Origin of the sequence: Marinilabilia rubra, from assembly GCF_003121985.1 — a bacterium.
GTDB classification, from domain to species: Bacteria; Bacteroidota; Bacteroidia; order Bacteroidales; family Marinilabiliaceae; genus Marinilabilia; species Marinilabilia rubra.
The window spans coordinates 102,784-116,743 of sequence record NZ_QEWP01000014.1 but is presented as its reverse complement, the minus strand read 5'-3'; the positions used below and the strand labels follow the sequence as shown (position 1 = coordinate 116,743).

Below are 13,960 nucleotides of genomic sequence, written 5' to 3'. Positions count from 1 at the left end.
TATTGTTAAATAAATCACAGCAAATATATGAAGAAAATTCGACTATCATCCCGAAAGGGGTGAGTTGCGTCTGTTTACCAATCTTCAAATCAAGCACTTAGGCTTTGTAAGCCTGACGGCTATGCCCATTCGGGGACATTATAAATGGAATATGCAAGTACGTATTTGCAGAATGAACAAATAAAACAATATGATTTTTACCGGTAACCGGAGAAGGCCGAGATTACTTCCCGGGTCGAGGCAGGCTGCTGTGCAACCAATCACACATCAACTTATTCTCTCACAACCACGCCATTAGACTCCAACTTCTCAATAACATCCACCGGTAATTTCCAATCGTTATCAAAAATCCCTTCTACCAATACATTGTGGTTACTCTTCCGGAACAAAATATAATCCTTCATCCCTTTCAATGCCTGTGCCCCGGTGGCTCCTCCGAAGCGAATGACCTGGTCAGTTTCCCGGCCATTTTCATCAGGGACAAATGTCCAAAACGGCAATCCGGAACTAACAACAACAAGATTGCCATTGTAGGGATAGCAATAAGCAAGTCCAAGACTATCTCCTTTGGCTTCAAGCTGCAGAGGCAACTCATCGGCCATATCAGCAATTACACTGTTCGTCTCGCTTGTTCCAAAAAGCACAAGGTTAGAATGTAACAAATCATCGCGACTTACCTGCTGATCAGCGATAACCCGGGGATTCACTTCACTGTTTTGCTCGAAAAAACCACCGAACGAAACTGAGAAATCAGCAGCTTCTTTGGCAATTTCTTTTCGCTGGTTTATTTCTTCCTTACCCGAATCATTCTGTGTGCCGTAAACAAAAACATGCCGATCGGTGACCACTTCGTACATCGGGCCTTCCAGACCTTGTTTTTTAGCCACCACGGGAGCGTGATATTTTCCAGTCTCCCACTTCCCCTCTTTCCTGACGAATGAATGATTATACTTCGGTAAACTGTTGATCTCTTTTCCATCAATGGTAACAGATAGTAAATTAGAAGTATCAAAACGAGGGTGGCCTTTCAAATTGAGCGAAAATGCATCCAGATTATCCGTTTTAACGACAACCGCATTGGAACCGGTAAACTCAGCATCTATTCTTGCAAGCATACCGGGAGTTAGTTTATCAATCTTTACCCAATAGGCTTTGGGATTTTTGTACCATTTAGTGGCATACCTTACCCTTGCAGGAAAGGGATCTCTTTCAATGCCATCGAACCACTCAAATATCTTCTCATTCTCATAAGCATTGGCCCAGGAATCGTGGTGAACGCCTGGATACTCATGATATTCAACCATGGTTCCAATGTTGCGCAATTCATCTACGATGCGACGGGTTCCTTCGGGACGAACCACCGGGTCAGCTCCGCCCTGGTGAACCGAAACAGGTATATTCAATGCATTCTCTGCAATATCAAAATATTCGTCAGGTGGCGCAGGACAAACCGGGGCAATAGCGGCAAACAAATCAGCATAAGCCATTCCCATGAAAAGGGTGCCTCCGCCTCCCATTGAAAGTCCGGTGAGGTAAATCCGGTTCCTGTCAATATTAAAGTCTTTCCGGCATTTATCAATCACCTGAATCACGTCATCCTCCGGAATTCCTACATAGCCCATCGTGCCACGGGCATAAGGCGCTACAACGATGTACTGAACATTGTCCCACTCCGGAAAATAACGCGAAGCTTCAGCATCGCTTTCACCGGGCAGATTGGTTTTGCCAAAGACTCTTTTCAAAGCCAAACGGTGATTTGACATGGCACCATGAAGCATCACCAACAATGGATAAATTTTATCAGGATCAAAATCTTCAGGCAGATAAAGTGCGTAAGGTTGTTCCGAATCATCAATCTCCGAATAGAAAGTTTCTACCTGGGGACCAGGTTGGTAGTATTGCGCATTTGTTGCCATGAAGGTGCTGGCTGCTAAAAGAAATGAAAAAAGAAGTTTTTTTAAAGACATATCTGAAGGTTTTTGTTGTGTTTATTGAACATCCTTTCAAAAATAGTGAAAGTTTTTTAGTAAGAGTTTTATTTTGTTAGCTCAACATTCTTTTATTACACAACCCGAAACACAAAAACTTGCAACATGCCCTATTTATGGTAATTTTGTTCTCATGACAAGCCACAAACACATAGTTCCCTCGGTAGCAAAATCACAACGACTAAGCGACTACGGCCCGGGAATATTCCCCAATTTACCCACCAAATCTGCTTTCAAGAAAGCAATCAAAAAACAGGAGATTTATGTCAACGGACAGCCGGAAACCACCGGCCATTTAGTAAAGCCCGGAGAAGAAATTGCATGGCACGAACCTGACAAAAACCCGGGAAAGGTATTTCATATAGAGCTGGATGTTGTTTATGAGGACGAGCATCTTGCCGTTGTCAATAAGCCATCAGGGGTTGTAGTCAGTGGCAATCAGTTCCGCACCCTTGAAAATGCCCTTCCCGAACATCTGCAAATATCTTCACTGGCTGATGCACTGTCTTTTCCAAAACCCATTCATCGTTTGGATGCCCCAACCAGTGGACTGATCATAATTGCCAAAACCAGCAGCGCAAGGGTATATCTCAGCCGGCAAATGGAGAAAAAAAAGATTCAAAAGTCTTATCATGCCGTAGTTATGGGAGAAACGCCAGATAACTGGGAATCTGATCTGGCGCTTGAGGGTAAACCTGCAAAGACACTTTTTTCTAAAAGGTATTCCGTTCCATCCCTGAGAAGTCAGGCTTTAACTCTTACAAAAGCCATTCCTGTTACGGGCCGCACTCACCAGATACGCAAACACCTGGCAGCTGATGGTTTCCCCATACTCGGGGATAAAATCTATGGAAATGAAGGTCACATTTTAATGGGTAAAGGTCTTTTCTTATGTGCCACCGAAGTAAAATTTCTGCATCCCGAAACACATCAAATCATGCACCTCAACATCGATACTCCTCCCAAATTTCAAAAATTCATGATTGGTGAAGAAAAACGTTTCCAAAAGTACACTGATCGCTGACCACTGATTACTGACTACCGATCACTGACCACTGCCCAGGCACCTTATGGTCTCTACAACTTCCACATCGGGCTTAAAACCACAATCATAAATAGGCACCTTAGAGGCAATATCCAAAATTCGATCCAGATGCCGTCCGGTCATTTCTTTATCGTAAAAATGCTGAATGGCATTGGCCATAAATCGCATGGCAGCATTGGCACCATTCAGTTGCTTCAACTCATTTTGCAGTGACTGGCGTATCAGAAAAATTTCATTCAACTCAACAAATGATGGAGTTTGAGCATAATAAGGCATGGGGGTATTGAATATGTACCACTTATCGTTACCCTTATGCAACCAGAGCCGGTCATCATTAATCACTTTCGCCCCTTTTTCTTTCCATATACCTGCCATGGTACTTTTCCCGGTTCCTGAAACGGCTGTAAACAATCTCCCAACTCCATCATCATCAACACCTGAAGCATGAATTATAACGTCATTTTGCTGATGAGCCATTACAACCATCAGAATTGAACCCATTGGTTGAAACAGTGGATCAACCTTAATAACATTCCCTGTAACCTTAGGAACGAGAGATATTTCAAGAGTGTTTTTGTGGAAATCGATCAGACAAAAAGCCCTCAACAGGTGGGGATCATCATAAAACTCAACATGTATACCTGAATATCCGTCTCTACTTAAAATAGCCCATTTATAAGGAATTTCAGCACCTTCAAATGATTTTCCGGAGAGGACTTCCGAAAACCCCGTCAAATCTGTCTTTTCTGTTAAATAATAGAAGCAATGAAATTCCACATAATTCTCTGTCAGAGGAAAATCATACAGCGCACTGCCCAAAGGCTCCAAAAACAGCTTGGTGGAGCGTAGTGAAAAGTTAAGTTTTATGCCTGGCAGATATACATTCATAACATCTCTTTGTAAGGTGCTCTATAACTTTTAAATTGAGACCTTATCAATCACGCCTCGAGCCATCGCTTTCTCAATAAATTCCTCTACATCCAGCTTTAGTGTTGGTTCATCCACATCATAGCTCTTGAGCAGTTTTGCAATTACCTCGTCAACTGTTGCTGCTTCCACAAATGCTTTCAGAATGTCACCACCCACCTCATTAAGAGTGAGCACACTGGTCATATCGGCAACATTGTTGCTCAAAGGCACCATTACCATCTCACTGCCCATTTGGCGAGTCACAAATTTGTCTGAATTAAGTCGATAAAAAATCTTTTTCTGCTCCATATTTTTCTACTATAAAGCCATCCTGGCAAAAGGTGCAACCTCCTGACCAACAAATTCCTTTTTTTGATATTTAAACAATCCGGTAATAGCAATCATGGCGGCATTATCAGTGGTATAACCAAATTTTGGAATGTAGATATTCCAGCCATACTTCTCTTCCCCCTCCATAAAAGCCTGGCGCAAGCCCGAATTTGCCGATACCCCGCCTGCCAAAGCAATTTCCTTAATCCCAGTCTTTTTTGCAGCTGCAATTAACTTATCCATCAGAATATCAACAATGGTTTTCTGCAGGGAAGCGCACAAATCGTTTTTATGCCGTTCAATAAAATCAGGATCTTTTTTCACATTGTCACGCAAGAAATATAGAAAGGATGTTTTAAGTCCGCTAAAACTGTAATCAAAATTGGCAATTCGGGGTTTGGAGAATTCAAAAGCTTCCGGGTCTCCTTCCTGTGCCAGTTTATCAATCAGCGGACCTCCGGGATAGGGTAACCCTATTACTTTGGCACATTTATCAAAAGCCTCACCGGCGGCATCGTCAATGGTTTGGCCGATAATTTCCATATGCAGAAAATCATGAACCAGAACAATCTGACTGTTACCTCCGGATACCAAAAGACAAAGAAATGGAAATTCGGGAACTTCATGTTTTTGATCAGGTTCCTGGATAAAATGAGCTAAAACATGGGCCTGAAGATGATTCACTTCTATAAGTGGAATATCGAGCGCCAATGCAAATCCTTTTGCAAAGCTGGTGCCTACCAGCAATGATCCCATAAGACCCGGTCCCCGTGTAAAGGCAACAGCAGAAACATCTCCTGATTTAACGCCGGCATCCTTCATGGCTTTGTGTACAACCGGAATGATATTTTGCTGATGAGCCCGGGAAGCAAGCTCTGGCACTACACCTCCATATTCTTCATGCACCTTCTGCCCTGCAACCACATTGGAAAGTATGATATCTCCTTTGATGATGGCAGCCGAAGTATCATCACACGAGGATTCTATGCCTAGTATTATGGGATTCATATTGATGTATCATTTAATTTGGGTGTAAAGATACAATAGATCGATAGATTTTTGGATTTTTAGGTAATGGAATCTACCATAACCAGGTATCCTGATAGTCTATTTCGAAAAAACATTAACTGAAGGCCAAATAAAAAATGAAAGCAACTACCACAATACAAAAAATCAGTCACGTTAATAATGCATAACACTTAACGACATCTGATATAAACCCGGCGCTTCAAAAAAATTGTAACAAAAACCATTTCTCAAATTTCAAATTCATTATCTTTAGACCTCACAGAAAAAACATTCTTAATTATGCGATTTACGAAAAAGCCTCGATATGGGAGGGTTATTACAGGGCTTTCAATCGTTTTAACAGCACTAATTGCTACCCATACCATTAACGTGCATTTCCTGTGGTCAGCTATATTTATGGGGCTGGGAATCGTTCATTTCACCACGGGTTTTTTAATTGCCAGAAAAGAGCACAAAAGGGCCGGGCTGATAACAAAAAGATTGTTTAACAAATAGCCAATTTCTTGTTTATGGAAGTTACATTTGAAAAAGCAACCCTTAATGACCTGGTTGCTATAAAGGAAATTTATGATTATTACATCACTGAAACCACTGCTACTTTTCATACCCACCCCATAAGTTTTGAGGAACTGAGGGAGGTGATTCCTTTCTATGATAAAAGATATCCTTCTTTTCTTGTTAAGGTTGAGGACAAGACAGCAGGTTATTGTTACCTCTCTTCTTTTAAGAAAAGACAGGCATACGACCGCACTGCGGAAGCCACAGTTTATCTGAAGCCCGAATTTTGCGGACAGGGGATTGGCTTTAAAACAGTAACTTTTCTGGAAGAGGTTGCTAAAAAGAAAAACATCAAAGTACTTGTAGGTGTTATTACCGGAACCAACGAGAACAGCATTGCGCTCTTTGCAAAATGCGGCTTTGAAAAGTGTGCACACTACAAACAAGTTGGACAAAAGTTTGACGAGTTACTGGATGTGGTGGCGTACCAGAAAATTCTGGAATAGCAAAACATTTTGACCATTCATGGTCTGTCTGGCTTAAAGGGTAAAGGCAGACAAGTGTTTTTCCCCTTCACAATAGTTTAACGGAGTATTGAGATCATTTTTTTCACAAAAGATCACTCTGCTTTTTTGTCTTGTAAAAAATTATTGCATAAGGTACTTGTCAAATAGTCGAGAAAGTGATTTGGGTTCCCCAATTAAAGTTAGAACATCATGCTCCTGTAACACTGTATCTCCATGAGGGGCAAATGTTTCAGAGTCCCGCTCAATCAATGCCACCAGGACGCCGGAAGGCCATTCAACGGCTTTCAGGGGCTGCCCTATCATTCCTGCCTGCTCGGTACCGGGCAACAACCGAATGGAAAAAAAACGCTCATTATGAAGGAGATATTCTTTAATTTTCCGATGGCTTTTATGATCGAACATCTCTTCTACGAACTCCTCTCTTTCAATTACATCAACCAACCTGGACAACATTCTCAGCTGCTGCCGGGACTCAGCCGGCGGATTTACCAGGAAGAAAAAGACCCTGATGTAATCCTCGGAAGAAATGCCTCCTTTACCTACCGGCTTGCGTATGCCCCGGCTGGATAATACAATATGCAAAGAAGGATGATCCACCCCTTCACACTTACCATAAAGAATAGATACCTCTGGAATAATCAGGGCTGGTTCAATGGCCGATGTGGTCAAAAACTCATTCACCAGTGCTTCTTTACTTACATGCATTTCTGTTGAGAAAGTCTCGGATACAAAATCCACCAAATGTTCAAAATTCATCTCCCTTTCAATATTCGATATTCTTGCCCGCGCAATGGTTTCATCGAAAGGATCTCCCTGCCTGAGTCCTTTTTCCTTAAGAATGACCATGAATTCATTCTCCAGCTCTGAATACTGATATTTTCCTAACAGGGCAAACCAGTGAAAGATCGCTCCTTCACGTTTCACCTTCTCTCTGGCATAATAATAATACCACAAGAAAGAAACAGTCATTACAAAAAGGACAAACAATACTGAAATCCACCCCATATAAATGATCAGCACCAGTGAAATAAATATACCGGCTACCTGCATCCACGGATATAATGGTGACTTATAACCAGGATCGTAAGATTCAATATTGCTTTTCCGGAAAACAATGACAGAAAAATTGATCATCATAAAAATAAAAAGCTGAAAAGCACTGGCTATTTTAGCAATACCCTCTTCAGAAACTGTCAGAATAAGAATAAGGATAATGCCAGTAGTTAGCAATATTGAAAGATAAGGAGTCCCTGACTTCCCCACTTTGGTAAACTTTGGTGGAAATAACCTGTCCCGGCCCATAGCGAAGGGATATCTGGAAGAAGATAATAACCCCGCATTACCTGTGGAGGCAAAAGCTGCCATGGCTGCCCCTACCATCAGATAGGTTCCTGTATCGCCAGGCAACCATTTAAAAAGCAGTTTTGTGGCTGTCGCAGCAGGAGCCAGTTCATTGGCAAACTGAACGGGATCTATAAGCGCAACCATGATAAAGACCCCCAGAAAATAAACTGCACTGGTAACAACCAGGGACAACAACATGCCCATTGGGATATTTCGCTCAGGTTTTTTTATTTCCTCTGCCACGCTCGCCACTTTTGTTAATCCCAAATAGGATACAAACACAAAGCCTGCTGTAGTTATAACACCTTCGATACCATTGGTAAAGAAAGGGGTAAAATGTTCATTCATGGATGGGCCTTCAACTTTTTCAGTAAAAAAAACAGTATAAAGCCCATCGAAAATAAACATTCCCAGAACCACCAATAAAAAAACTATAAAGAAATTCTGCAGACCGGATGTCTTTTTTGCGCCAATCAGGTTAAGCCCCATAAATACCATGGTTGCAGCAACAGCAACCATTTTCACCGGGACATCCCAAAAAATGGCGGCATATGCACCTATACCAATAATGGCAAAAGCCGTTTTAAAAACCAGGGACAAATAGGTTCCAAGCCCTCCTATGGTGCCCATCAACGGACCCAAACTTCTGTCCAGAAAAAAATAGGCTCCTCCTGAACGAGGCAAAGCAGTTGCAATTTCTGCAATGCTGAACATCGCCGGCAAAATAAAAATTCCGGAAACCAAATAGGCGAAGAAGACCGAGGGACCAGTGTACTGCGAGGCCAGTCCGGGCAATAGAAAAAAGCCGGAACTAAACATAGCCCCGGTACTAATGGCAAAAACATCAAATAGTCCCAATTCCTTTTTTAAACGACTGTTTCCTTGCATAGGCGATACTTAAACTCTTTTAACCGCTCAACAGAGTCTTTTGTTTTAAAAAGACCCTGAGGAACAGCAACTGATCGTTCACTTTTGGCCAATAGACATATAATGCATACAATAAAAGAGATCAAACACTCAACTCCTTAATTAAATCAGAAATTTTGTCAATCACTTCATTTGACATCCTTTCCATTTTACCTCTAAGATCCATATGCTCTTTTACATACTGATGATCGGGGGTGACCGGAAAATCTTTGTTGTAATATTGCAATTCCTGCTCCTGGGTTTTAATCCTCCCCTGCATTTTCTTTAATTGTTGCTCATATTCGTCAATGATCATTTCCTCAACGGTATTGAGTTCGCCGTGCCCAAGGCCTTGGGAAATTTCTTCATTACGGTCACGAACAATTTTGAGATCGCGTAAAAACCATTCAATATGATTTTTCCACATTTTGTACTCAAAATCAAGATCTACCAAGTGTATTTTTCCTTCTTTCATGCTTTAGATTTTTTTTCATAAAAAAACAGGTCACTCGCTTTCTCCTCTTCCTACTCCTTTAAGATAATGGTTTTTTGTGAAATTTTCATCAGGAAAACAAAAGCTTTCAATGGGGGTATTGGTGACGCTTAATTACTGAAGATTTTGAAAATTTCGATTGTGCTTATTTCGTGCCTACGGCACTCTGGTCGTTTTGAGGTTACCCGTTTTCTACCGATATATCGTCCCTCCGGGACTTGGGAGTAAAATGATTCAGCATCCGGCTTAAGATGTTGCTATTTGAGAAAAACAATTCCAGACTACCAAGAAACTGTTTAAGTTTTTTCCTTTGGAATATTTTCGAGCCTTGAGCCCTTATACTTCGTCAAGGTTTCCTCAAATAGCGCTGCTATTCTCATCAATTTCGACCTATCAAAGAGCTCAATCCTTCAAAAAAATCTTCCAAAAAGAAGAATTTCAAACTCGTTGTCATATATCTAAAAAAAAATTTAGCACCCTACATATTTGCGCACCAAATCATCATAATTAGTCCAACCCACCATGTAAAAAAAGAGTACCCAACCCGGATACTCTTCTAATATTATCAATTAAGCATAAATGCTCCTCAGGCATTCATCAATGACACCTCCCTAACAATTTCAAAACCTCGCTCGATGGCTTTCTCGTTCATCGGAATCAAGTGATGATGTCTTTCGGGTAATGATTTCTTGAGACCTTTCAAAACATTTTCCATTTCCACCACGGGTTTAACTTTTAAAAAAGCCCCCAAAACAATCATATTCATAGTTTTGGTCGATTTCATACGAGATGCTTCCTCGGTTGCATCGATACGGTAGATATTAATGTCATTTCTCTCGGGATGATGCGTAATGCCATTTGAATCATATAACAACACCCCCCCCGGTTTCACTTTTGATTCAAATTTGTCGAGAGATTGTTGGTTTAGAATGATGGCAGTATCAAAAGAATGGAGAATGGGAGAGCTGATCCGGTCATCACTGAGTACAACGGTAACATTGGCTGTCCCCCCCCTCATTTCGGGACCATACGAAGGCATCCAGCTAACTTCCTTTTGTTGCATAACAGCTGAATAAGCCAGAATTTTACCCATTGATAATACACCCTGACCACCAAATCCCGCTATAATAATTTCTTCCTTCATAGTTTTTGGTTTTTATTCATCTTTAAAATCCCCAAGCGGATAAAATGGAAACATATTTTCTGCCATCCATTTATTGGATTCCACAGGGGTCATCTTCCAACCTGAATTGCAAGTAGAAACCACCTCAATCACCGAAGTTCCCTTTTTCTGCTTTTGATTTTCAAAAGCTTTAAGAAGGGCTTTTTTGGTCTTGCGCACTGCCGCAGGCGTATGAACAGCCTGACGAGTAACAAGAGATGTTCCGGGCAATTGGGCAAGAAGCTCAGTGATTTTCAATGGATTTCCATCCTGAGCAGGTTCCCGGCCAAAAGGACAGGTAGAGGATTTCATCCCTTTAAGGGTAGTTGGGGCCATCTGACCACCTGTCATCCCGTAAATACCATTGTTAATAAACAACATAATCATGTTTTCTCCGCGATTGCAGGCATGAATTGTCTCAGCAGTTCCAATGGCAGCCAGATCTCCGTCACCCTGATAGGTAAACACAATTTTTTCGGGCCACAACCGGTTGATTGCTGTTCCCACAGCAGGTGCACGGCCGTGAGCTGCTTCCTGCCAGTCAATATCTATGTAGTTATACATCAACACCGAACACCCAACCGGAGCAACACCAATGGTTTTATCCTGAACACCAAGCTCTTCTATAACTTCAGCAAGAATTCTATGAACCACACCGTGGCTACACCCAGGACAGTAATGCATTACATTATCTGTCAAGACCTTACTCTTTGAATAAACTAAGTTCTCAGGCTTTTTTATATCGTTAAATACTTCTGCCATACTATTTTCCTCCATTCAATTTTTGTTCCAGAGCGTTGGCTACCTCTTCGGGAGAATGAACAACTCCACCATAGCGCCCGAAATGCTCAACTTTCACTTTTCCTTCAACAGCCAGCCTCACATCTTCTACCATCTGTCCGCTACTCATCTCAACCGACAATACACCTTTCAATCCGCCACTTAATTCTTTAATTTTTTTAGACGGAAACGGATAGAGTGTAATGGGACGCAAAAGACCAGCTTTTATGCCTTTTTCTCTTAAAATTTCAATCGCAGCCGCTGAAATCCTGGCACTACTTCCATAAGCAACAATCAGATAATCTGCATCTTCAACATCGGTGAGTTCGTACCGGACCTCATTTTCCTCAATTTCACGATACTTGGCTTGAAGCTTATTATTGAAAGTCTCATGAGCTTCTGAATCCAGTTCAACCGACGTAATGATGTTTCTTTCACGATCGGGTCTTTTTCCGGTGGTGGCCCATGGGTGCATTTTTTCAATTTCTTCGTTGGTCCAGCGCTCCTTCTGTGGACTCAGTTCCACTTTTTCCATCATTTGACCAATCATCCCGTCGGATAAAATCATGGCAGGGTTACGGTATTTGAACGCAAGATCAAAACCCAACTCTACAAAATCAGCCATTTCCTGAACAGAAGCAGGAGCCAGTACGATTAATTTATAATCACCATGACCACCTCCTTTAACCGACTGAAAATAATCCGACTGAGAAGGCTGAATGGTTCCCAAACCCGGGCCTCCACGCACGACATTTGCAACCAGACATGGCAACTCGGCGCCTGCCATATAAGACAAACCTTCCTGCATCAAACTAATACCGGGACTGGAAGAGGAGGTCATTACGCGTTTTCCGGATCCTGCGCCTCCATACAACATATTTATCGAAGCGACTTCACTTTCTGCCTGCAAAACAACCATGCCGGTAGTTTCCCAGGGCCGTAAAGTCATAAGTGTTTCCATCACTTCAGACTGTGGAGTAATCGGATATCCAAAATATCCGTCGGCTCCACAACGGATGGCAGCTTCGGCAATGGCCTCATTGCCTTTCATTAACCTTAGTTCACTCATTTGCTATATAGTTTCTAAGTTCAGATTTTCTCTTAGCTGAGAGAAAATCATCAGACCATTTCTACTTTTTTTCGATATACTGTAATACAGCTATCCGGACAAACCATAGAACAGTTTGCACATCCGATACAGGCATCAGGATTTTCCATATAAGCATAATTATACCCTTTCCCATTCACCTCTTCTGCCAATTCAATTACACTGGTCGGGCAAGCCTCGACACAAAGTGAACATCCTTTACAGGTCTCAATGTCCACCTCAATTAATCCTATCATTTTTGCCATAATGAAATTGTTTATCTTTTTTTAAAGCATTACGAATTTAGATAAAAATTGTAATTCAACCTTATGACACCCGTCATTATTTCCTATAAACAAAGAGAATAAAGAGAATTACAATTTGTAAGCTTTTGAAAAATCAGGCACTTATCTCAGTTGTTTATATACATTCTATATTTTAAGAAAAAAATACACTTTTCTACTTCCAAATATATAATCTTTCCTTATTTTTTTAAAATTTCAGGTTATAGGTTTATTCATTATAAACTTCTGACTGAAAAAGTGCGAGTCGTTGGCCAAATTCCTCCATTTGATCCATGGATGTATGAGATACGCAAATTCTCAGACCCTCATTGCGGGAGCTTCCCGTTGTATCCAGAGTTATGGCACTGATGCCAAAGCGCAACAGCTCTCCCAACAACTGCTCACCTGAAAGTCCCGGGTAACTGATTGTAAAATAAAAACCGTCTGCCAAATCTTTCTCCTCATCTTTATCGTAAACAATTTTAAAGCCATTTTTGAGAAAAAGACTTTTCATCACCCCTGCTCTTTCACCATATTCTTTCACATAAGAACGAAAATCGAAACTTCCGTCATTGACTTCTTTCAGCAAAGCTGCAAAACCTGTCTGAGGAGAATGTGCAGTTCCTGCAGTGGAAGCATAAATGGCATCCTGAAGGATGGCACTCCCGAATTTATCACAATTGAAAGTATCGCCGAGATGAGGAAAACGTTTTTCAAACAGTGCATTTGAAATCAAAAGACTTCCAATCCGCTGACCGGCATAACTAAAAATTTTTGAACTGGAAAACAGAAGCACATAATTGTCAGTATATTTCCCAACCGTAGGCTGATAGGGGGGCTTTCCCGAAATACCGTAATCTTCCCTGAAATCCATTCCGAAATAAGCCAGATCCTCCATTACAATGACATCGTATTTATTGGCAAGATCGCCGATTATTTTCAATTCGGTATCGGTAAAACATATCCATGCAGGATTATTGGGGTTGGAATACAAAAATGTACTGATGTTTCTCTTCTTCAGATATGATTCTAATTTCTCCCTGAGTTTTTCACCACGATAATTATAAATATCAAAACTCTCATACTTCATTCCCTGTATAAGAATCTGACGTTTGTGAACCGGAAATCCGGGATCAATAAACAAGGTTGTATCTTTCTCTTTTTCGCGCTTATTGGCCACCATAAAAGTCACAAAAGATGCCTGCATTGAGCCCACCGTAGGTATGCAGCATCCCGGATTAATTTCAAGATCAAGAAAAAGTTTGGCAAACCGTGAAAGCTCATCTTTAAGTACTTTCACTCCTTCAATGGGAGGATAAACTGAAGAGACTCCTCTGGTAAGAGCTTCAATCTCAGCCTTAACTCCGGTGTCCGGGGTATTTAACCCGGGAACCCCCATCTCGGTACGAATGAAGGGTTTTCCGCACATTTCTTCCAAACGGTTGGCCAGTTGAACGATTTGGCGGATGGTACAAAAAGCCAGGTTTCTAATTCCCAACTCCTCTTTTAAGTTTTGCACAACTTCTTTCCCAATGGGAAATGGACTATTGTTTGACATTTTGCTTTCTTTTCAAATTT

At 41.3% G+C, this 13,960-nt stretch carries 14 protein-coding genes; 3 read left to right on the top strand and 11 right to left on the bottom strand.

The window, feature by feature from the left end; translation table 11 throughout:
* Positions 1 to 272: 272 nt before the first annotated feature.
* Positions 273 to 1,967: a carboxylesterase family protein gene (locus DDZ16_RS15565; protein WP_109265412.1), complete on the bottom strand. Its 1,695-nt coding sequence runs from the start codon at positions 1,965 to 1,967 to the stop codon at positions 273 to 275.
* A 154-nt stretch (positions 1,968 to 2,121) separates the two neighbouring features.
* Between DDZ16_RS15565 and DDZ16_RS15560 the strand changes: the two genes are divergently transcribed.
* Positions 2,122 to 3,012 (top strand): RluA family pseudouridine synthase, encoded by an 891-nt coding sequence (locus DDZ16_RS15560; protein WP_146192248.1) that lies wholly within the window; start codon positions 2,122 to 2,124, stop codon positions 3,010 to 3,012.
* Positions 3,013 to 3,033: 21 nt separating this feature from the next.
* On the opposite strand, the gene DDZ16_RS15555 is transcribed toward DDZ16_RS15560, so the two are convergent.
* From DDZ16_RS15555 to tsaD, 3 genes are read right to left on the bottom strand one after another with little or no spacing between them, the layout of a single operon-like run.
* Positions 3,034 to 3,921 carry a hypothetical protein gene (locus DDZ16_RS15555; protein ID WP_109265410.1) on the bottom strand — a complete coding sequence of 296 codons (888 nt, stop codon included), beginning with the start codon at positions 3,919 to 3,921 and terminating at the stop codon, positions 3,034 to 3,036.
* Between the two features lie 30 nt (positions 3,922 to 3,951).
* Positions 3,952 to 4,251 carry a PqqD family protein gene (locus DDZ16_RS15550; protein WP_109265409.1) on the bottom strand — a complete coding sequence of 100 codons (300 nt, stop codon included), beginning with the start codon at positions 4,249 to 4,251 and terminating at the stop codon, positions 3,952 to 3,954.
* Between the two features lie 9 nt (positions 4,252 to 4,260).
* Positions 4,261 to 5,280: a tRNA (adenosine(37)-N6)-threonylcarbamoyltransferase complex transferase subunit TsaD gene (gene tsaD, locus DDZ16_RS15545; RefSeq protein WP_109265408.1), complete on the bottom strand. Its 1,020-nt coding sequence runs from the start codon at positions 5,278 to 5,280 to the stop codon at positions 4,261 to 4,263.
* A gap of 300 nt (positions 5,281 to 5,580) precedes the next feature.
* Between tsaD and DDZ16_RS15540 the strand changes: the two genes are divergently transcribed.
* Both DDZ16_RS15540 and DDZ16_RS15535 read left to right on the top strand, forming a co-directional pair.
* Positions 5,581 to 5,796, top strand: a complete 216-nt coding sequence (locus DDZ16_RS15540; protein WP_109265407.1) for a hypothetical protein — start codon at positions 5,581 to 5,583, stop codon at positions 5,794 to 5,796.
* Between the two features lie 14 nt (positions 5,797 to 5,810).
* Complete coding sequence (locus tag DDZ16_RS15535) at positions 5,811 to 6,305, top strand: GNAT family N-acetyltransferase (RefSeq protein WP_109265406.1); 495 nt, start codon at positions 5,811 to 5,813, stop codon at positions 6,303 to 6,305.
* Positions 6,306 to 6,446: 141 nt separating this feature from the next.
* On the opposite strand, the gene DDZ16_RS15530 is transcribed toward DDZ16_RS15535, so the two are convergent.
* The 7 genes from DDZ16_RS15530 to DDZ16_RS15500 form a co-directional block, all read right to left on the bottom strand.
* Positions 6,447 to 8,558 carry an amino acid permease gene (locus DDZ16_RS15530; RefSeq protein ID WP_109265405.1) on the bottom strand — a complete coding sequence of 704 codons (2,112 nt, stop codon included), beginning with the start codon at positions 8,556 to 8,558 and terminating at the stop codon, positions 6,447 to 6,449.
* 121 nt (positions 8,559 to 8,679) lie between these two features.
* Complete coding sequence (locus DDZ16_RS15525) at positions 8,680 to 9,051, bottom strand: hypothetical protein (RefSeq protein ID WP_109265404.1); 372 nt, start codon at positions 9,049 to 9,051, stop codon at positions 8,680 to 8,682.
* 604 nt (positions 9,052 to 9,655) lie between these two features.
* Positions 9,656 to 10,213 (bottom strand): 2-oxoacid:acceptor oxidoreductase family protein, encoded by a 558-nt coding sequence (locus DDZ16_RS15520; protein ID WP_109265403.1) that lies wholly within the window; start codon positions 10,211 to 10,213, stop codon positions 9,656 to 9,658.
* A 12-nt stretch (positions 10,214 to 10,225) separates the two neighbouring features.
* Positions 10,226 to 11,008: a thiamine pyrophosphate-dependent enzyme gene (locus tag DDZ16_RS15515; protein WP_232526756.1), complete on the bottom strand. Its 783-nt coding sequence runs from the start codon at positions 11,006 to 11,008 to the stop codon at positions 10,226 to 10,228.
* Positions 10,995 to 12,080: a 3-methyl-2-oxobutanoate dehydrogenase subunit VorB gene (locus DDZ16_RS15510; protein WP_232526754.1), complete on the bottom strand. Its 1,086-nt coding sequence runs from the start codon at positions 12,078 to 12,080 to the stop codon at positions 10,995 to 10,997. The genes DDZ16_RS15515 and DDZ16_RS15510 overlap by 14 nt, the downstream gene beginning before the upstream one ends.
* A gap of 50 nt (positions 12,081 to 12,130) precedes the next feature.
* Positions 12,131 to 12,364 (bottom strand): 4Fe-4S dicluster domain-containing protein, encoded by a 234-nt coding sequence (locus DDZ16_RS15505; protein ID WP_109265401.1) that lies wholly within the window; start codon positions 12,362 to 12,364, stop codon positions 12,131 to 12,133.
* A 247-nt stretch (positions 12,365 to 12,611) separates the two neighbouring features.
* Positions 12,612 to 13,940: an aminotransferase class I/II-fold pyridoxal phosphate-dependent enzyme gene (locus tag DDZ16_RS15500; protein WP_109265400.1), complete on the bottom strand. Its 1,329-nt coding sequence runs from the start codon at positions 13,938 to 13,940 to the stop codon at positions 12,612 to 12,614.
* Positions 13,941 to 13,960: the final 20 nt, after the last annotated feature.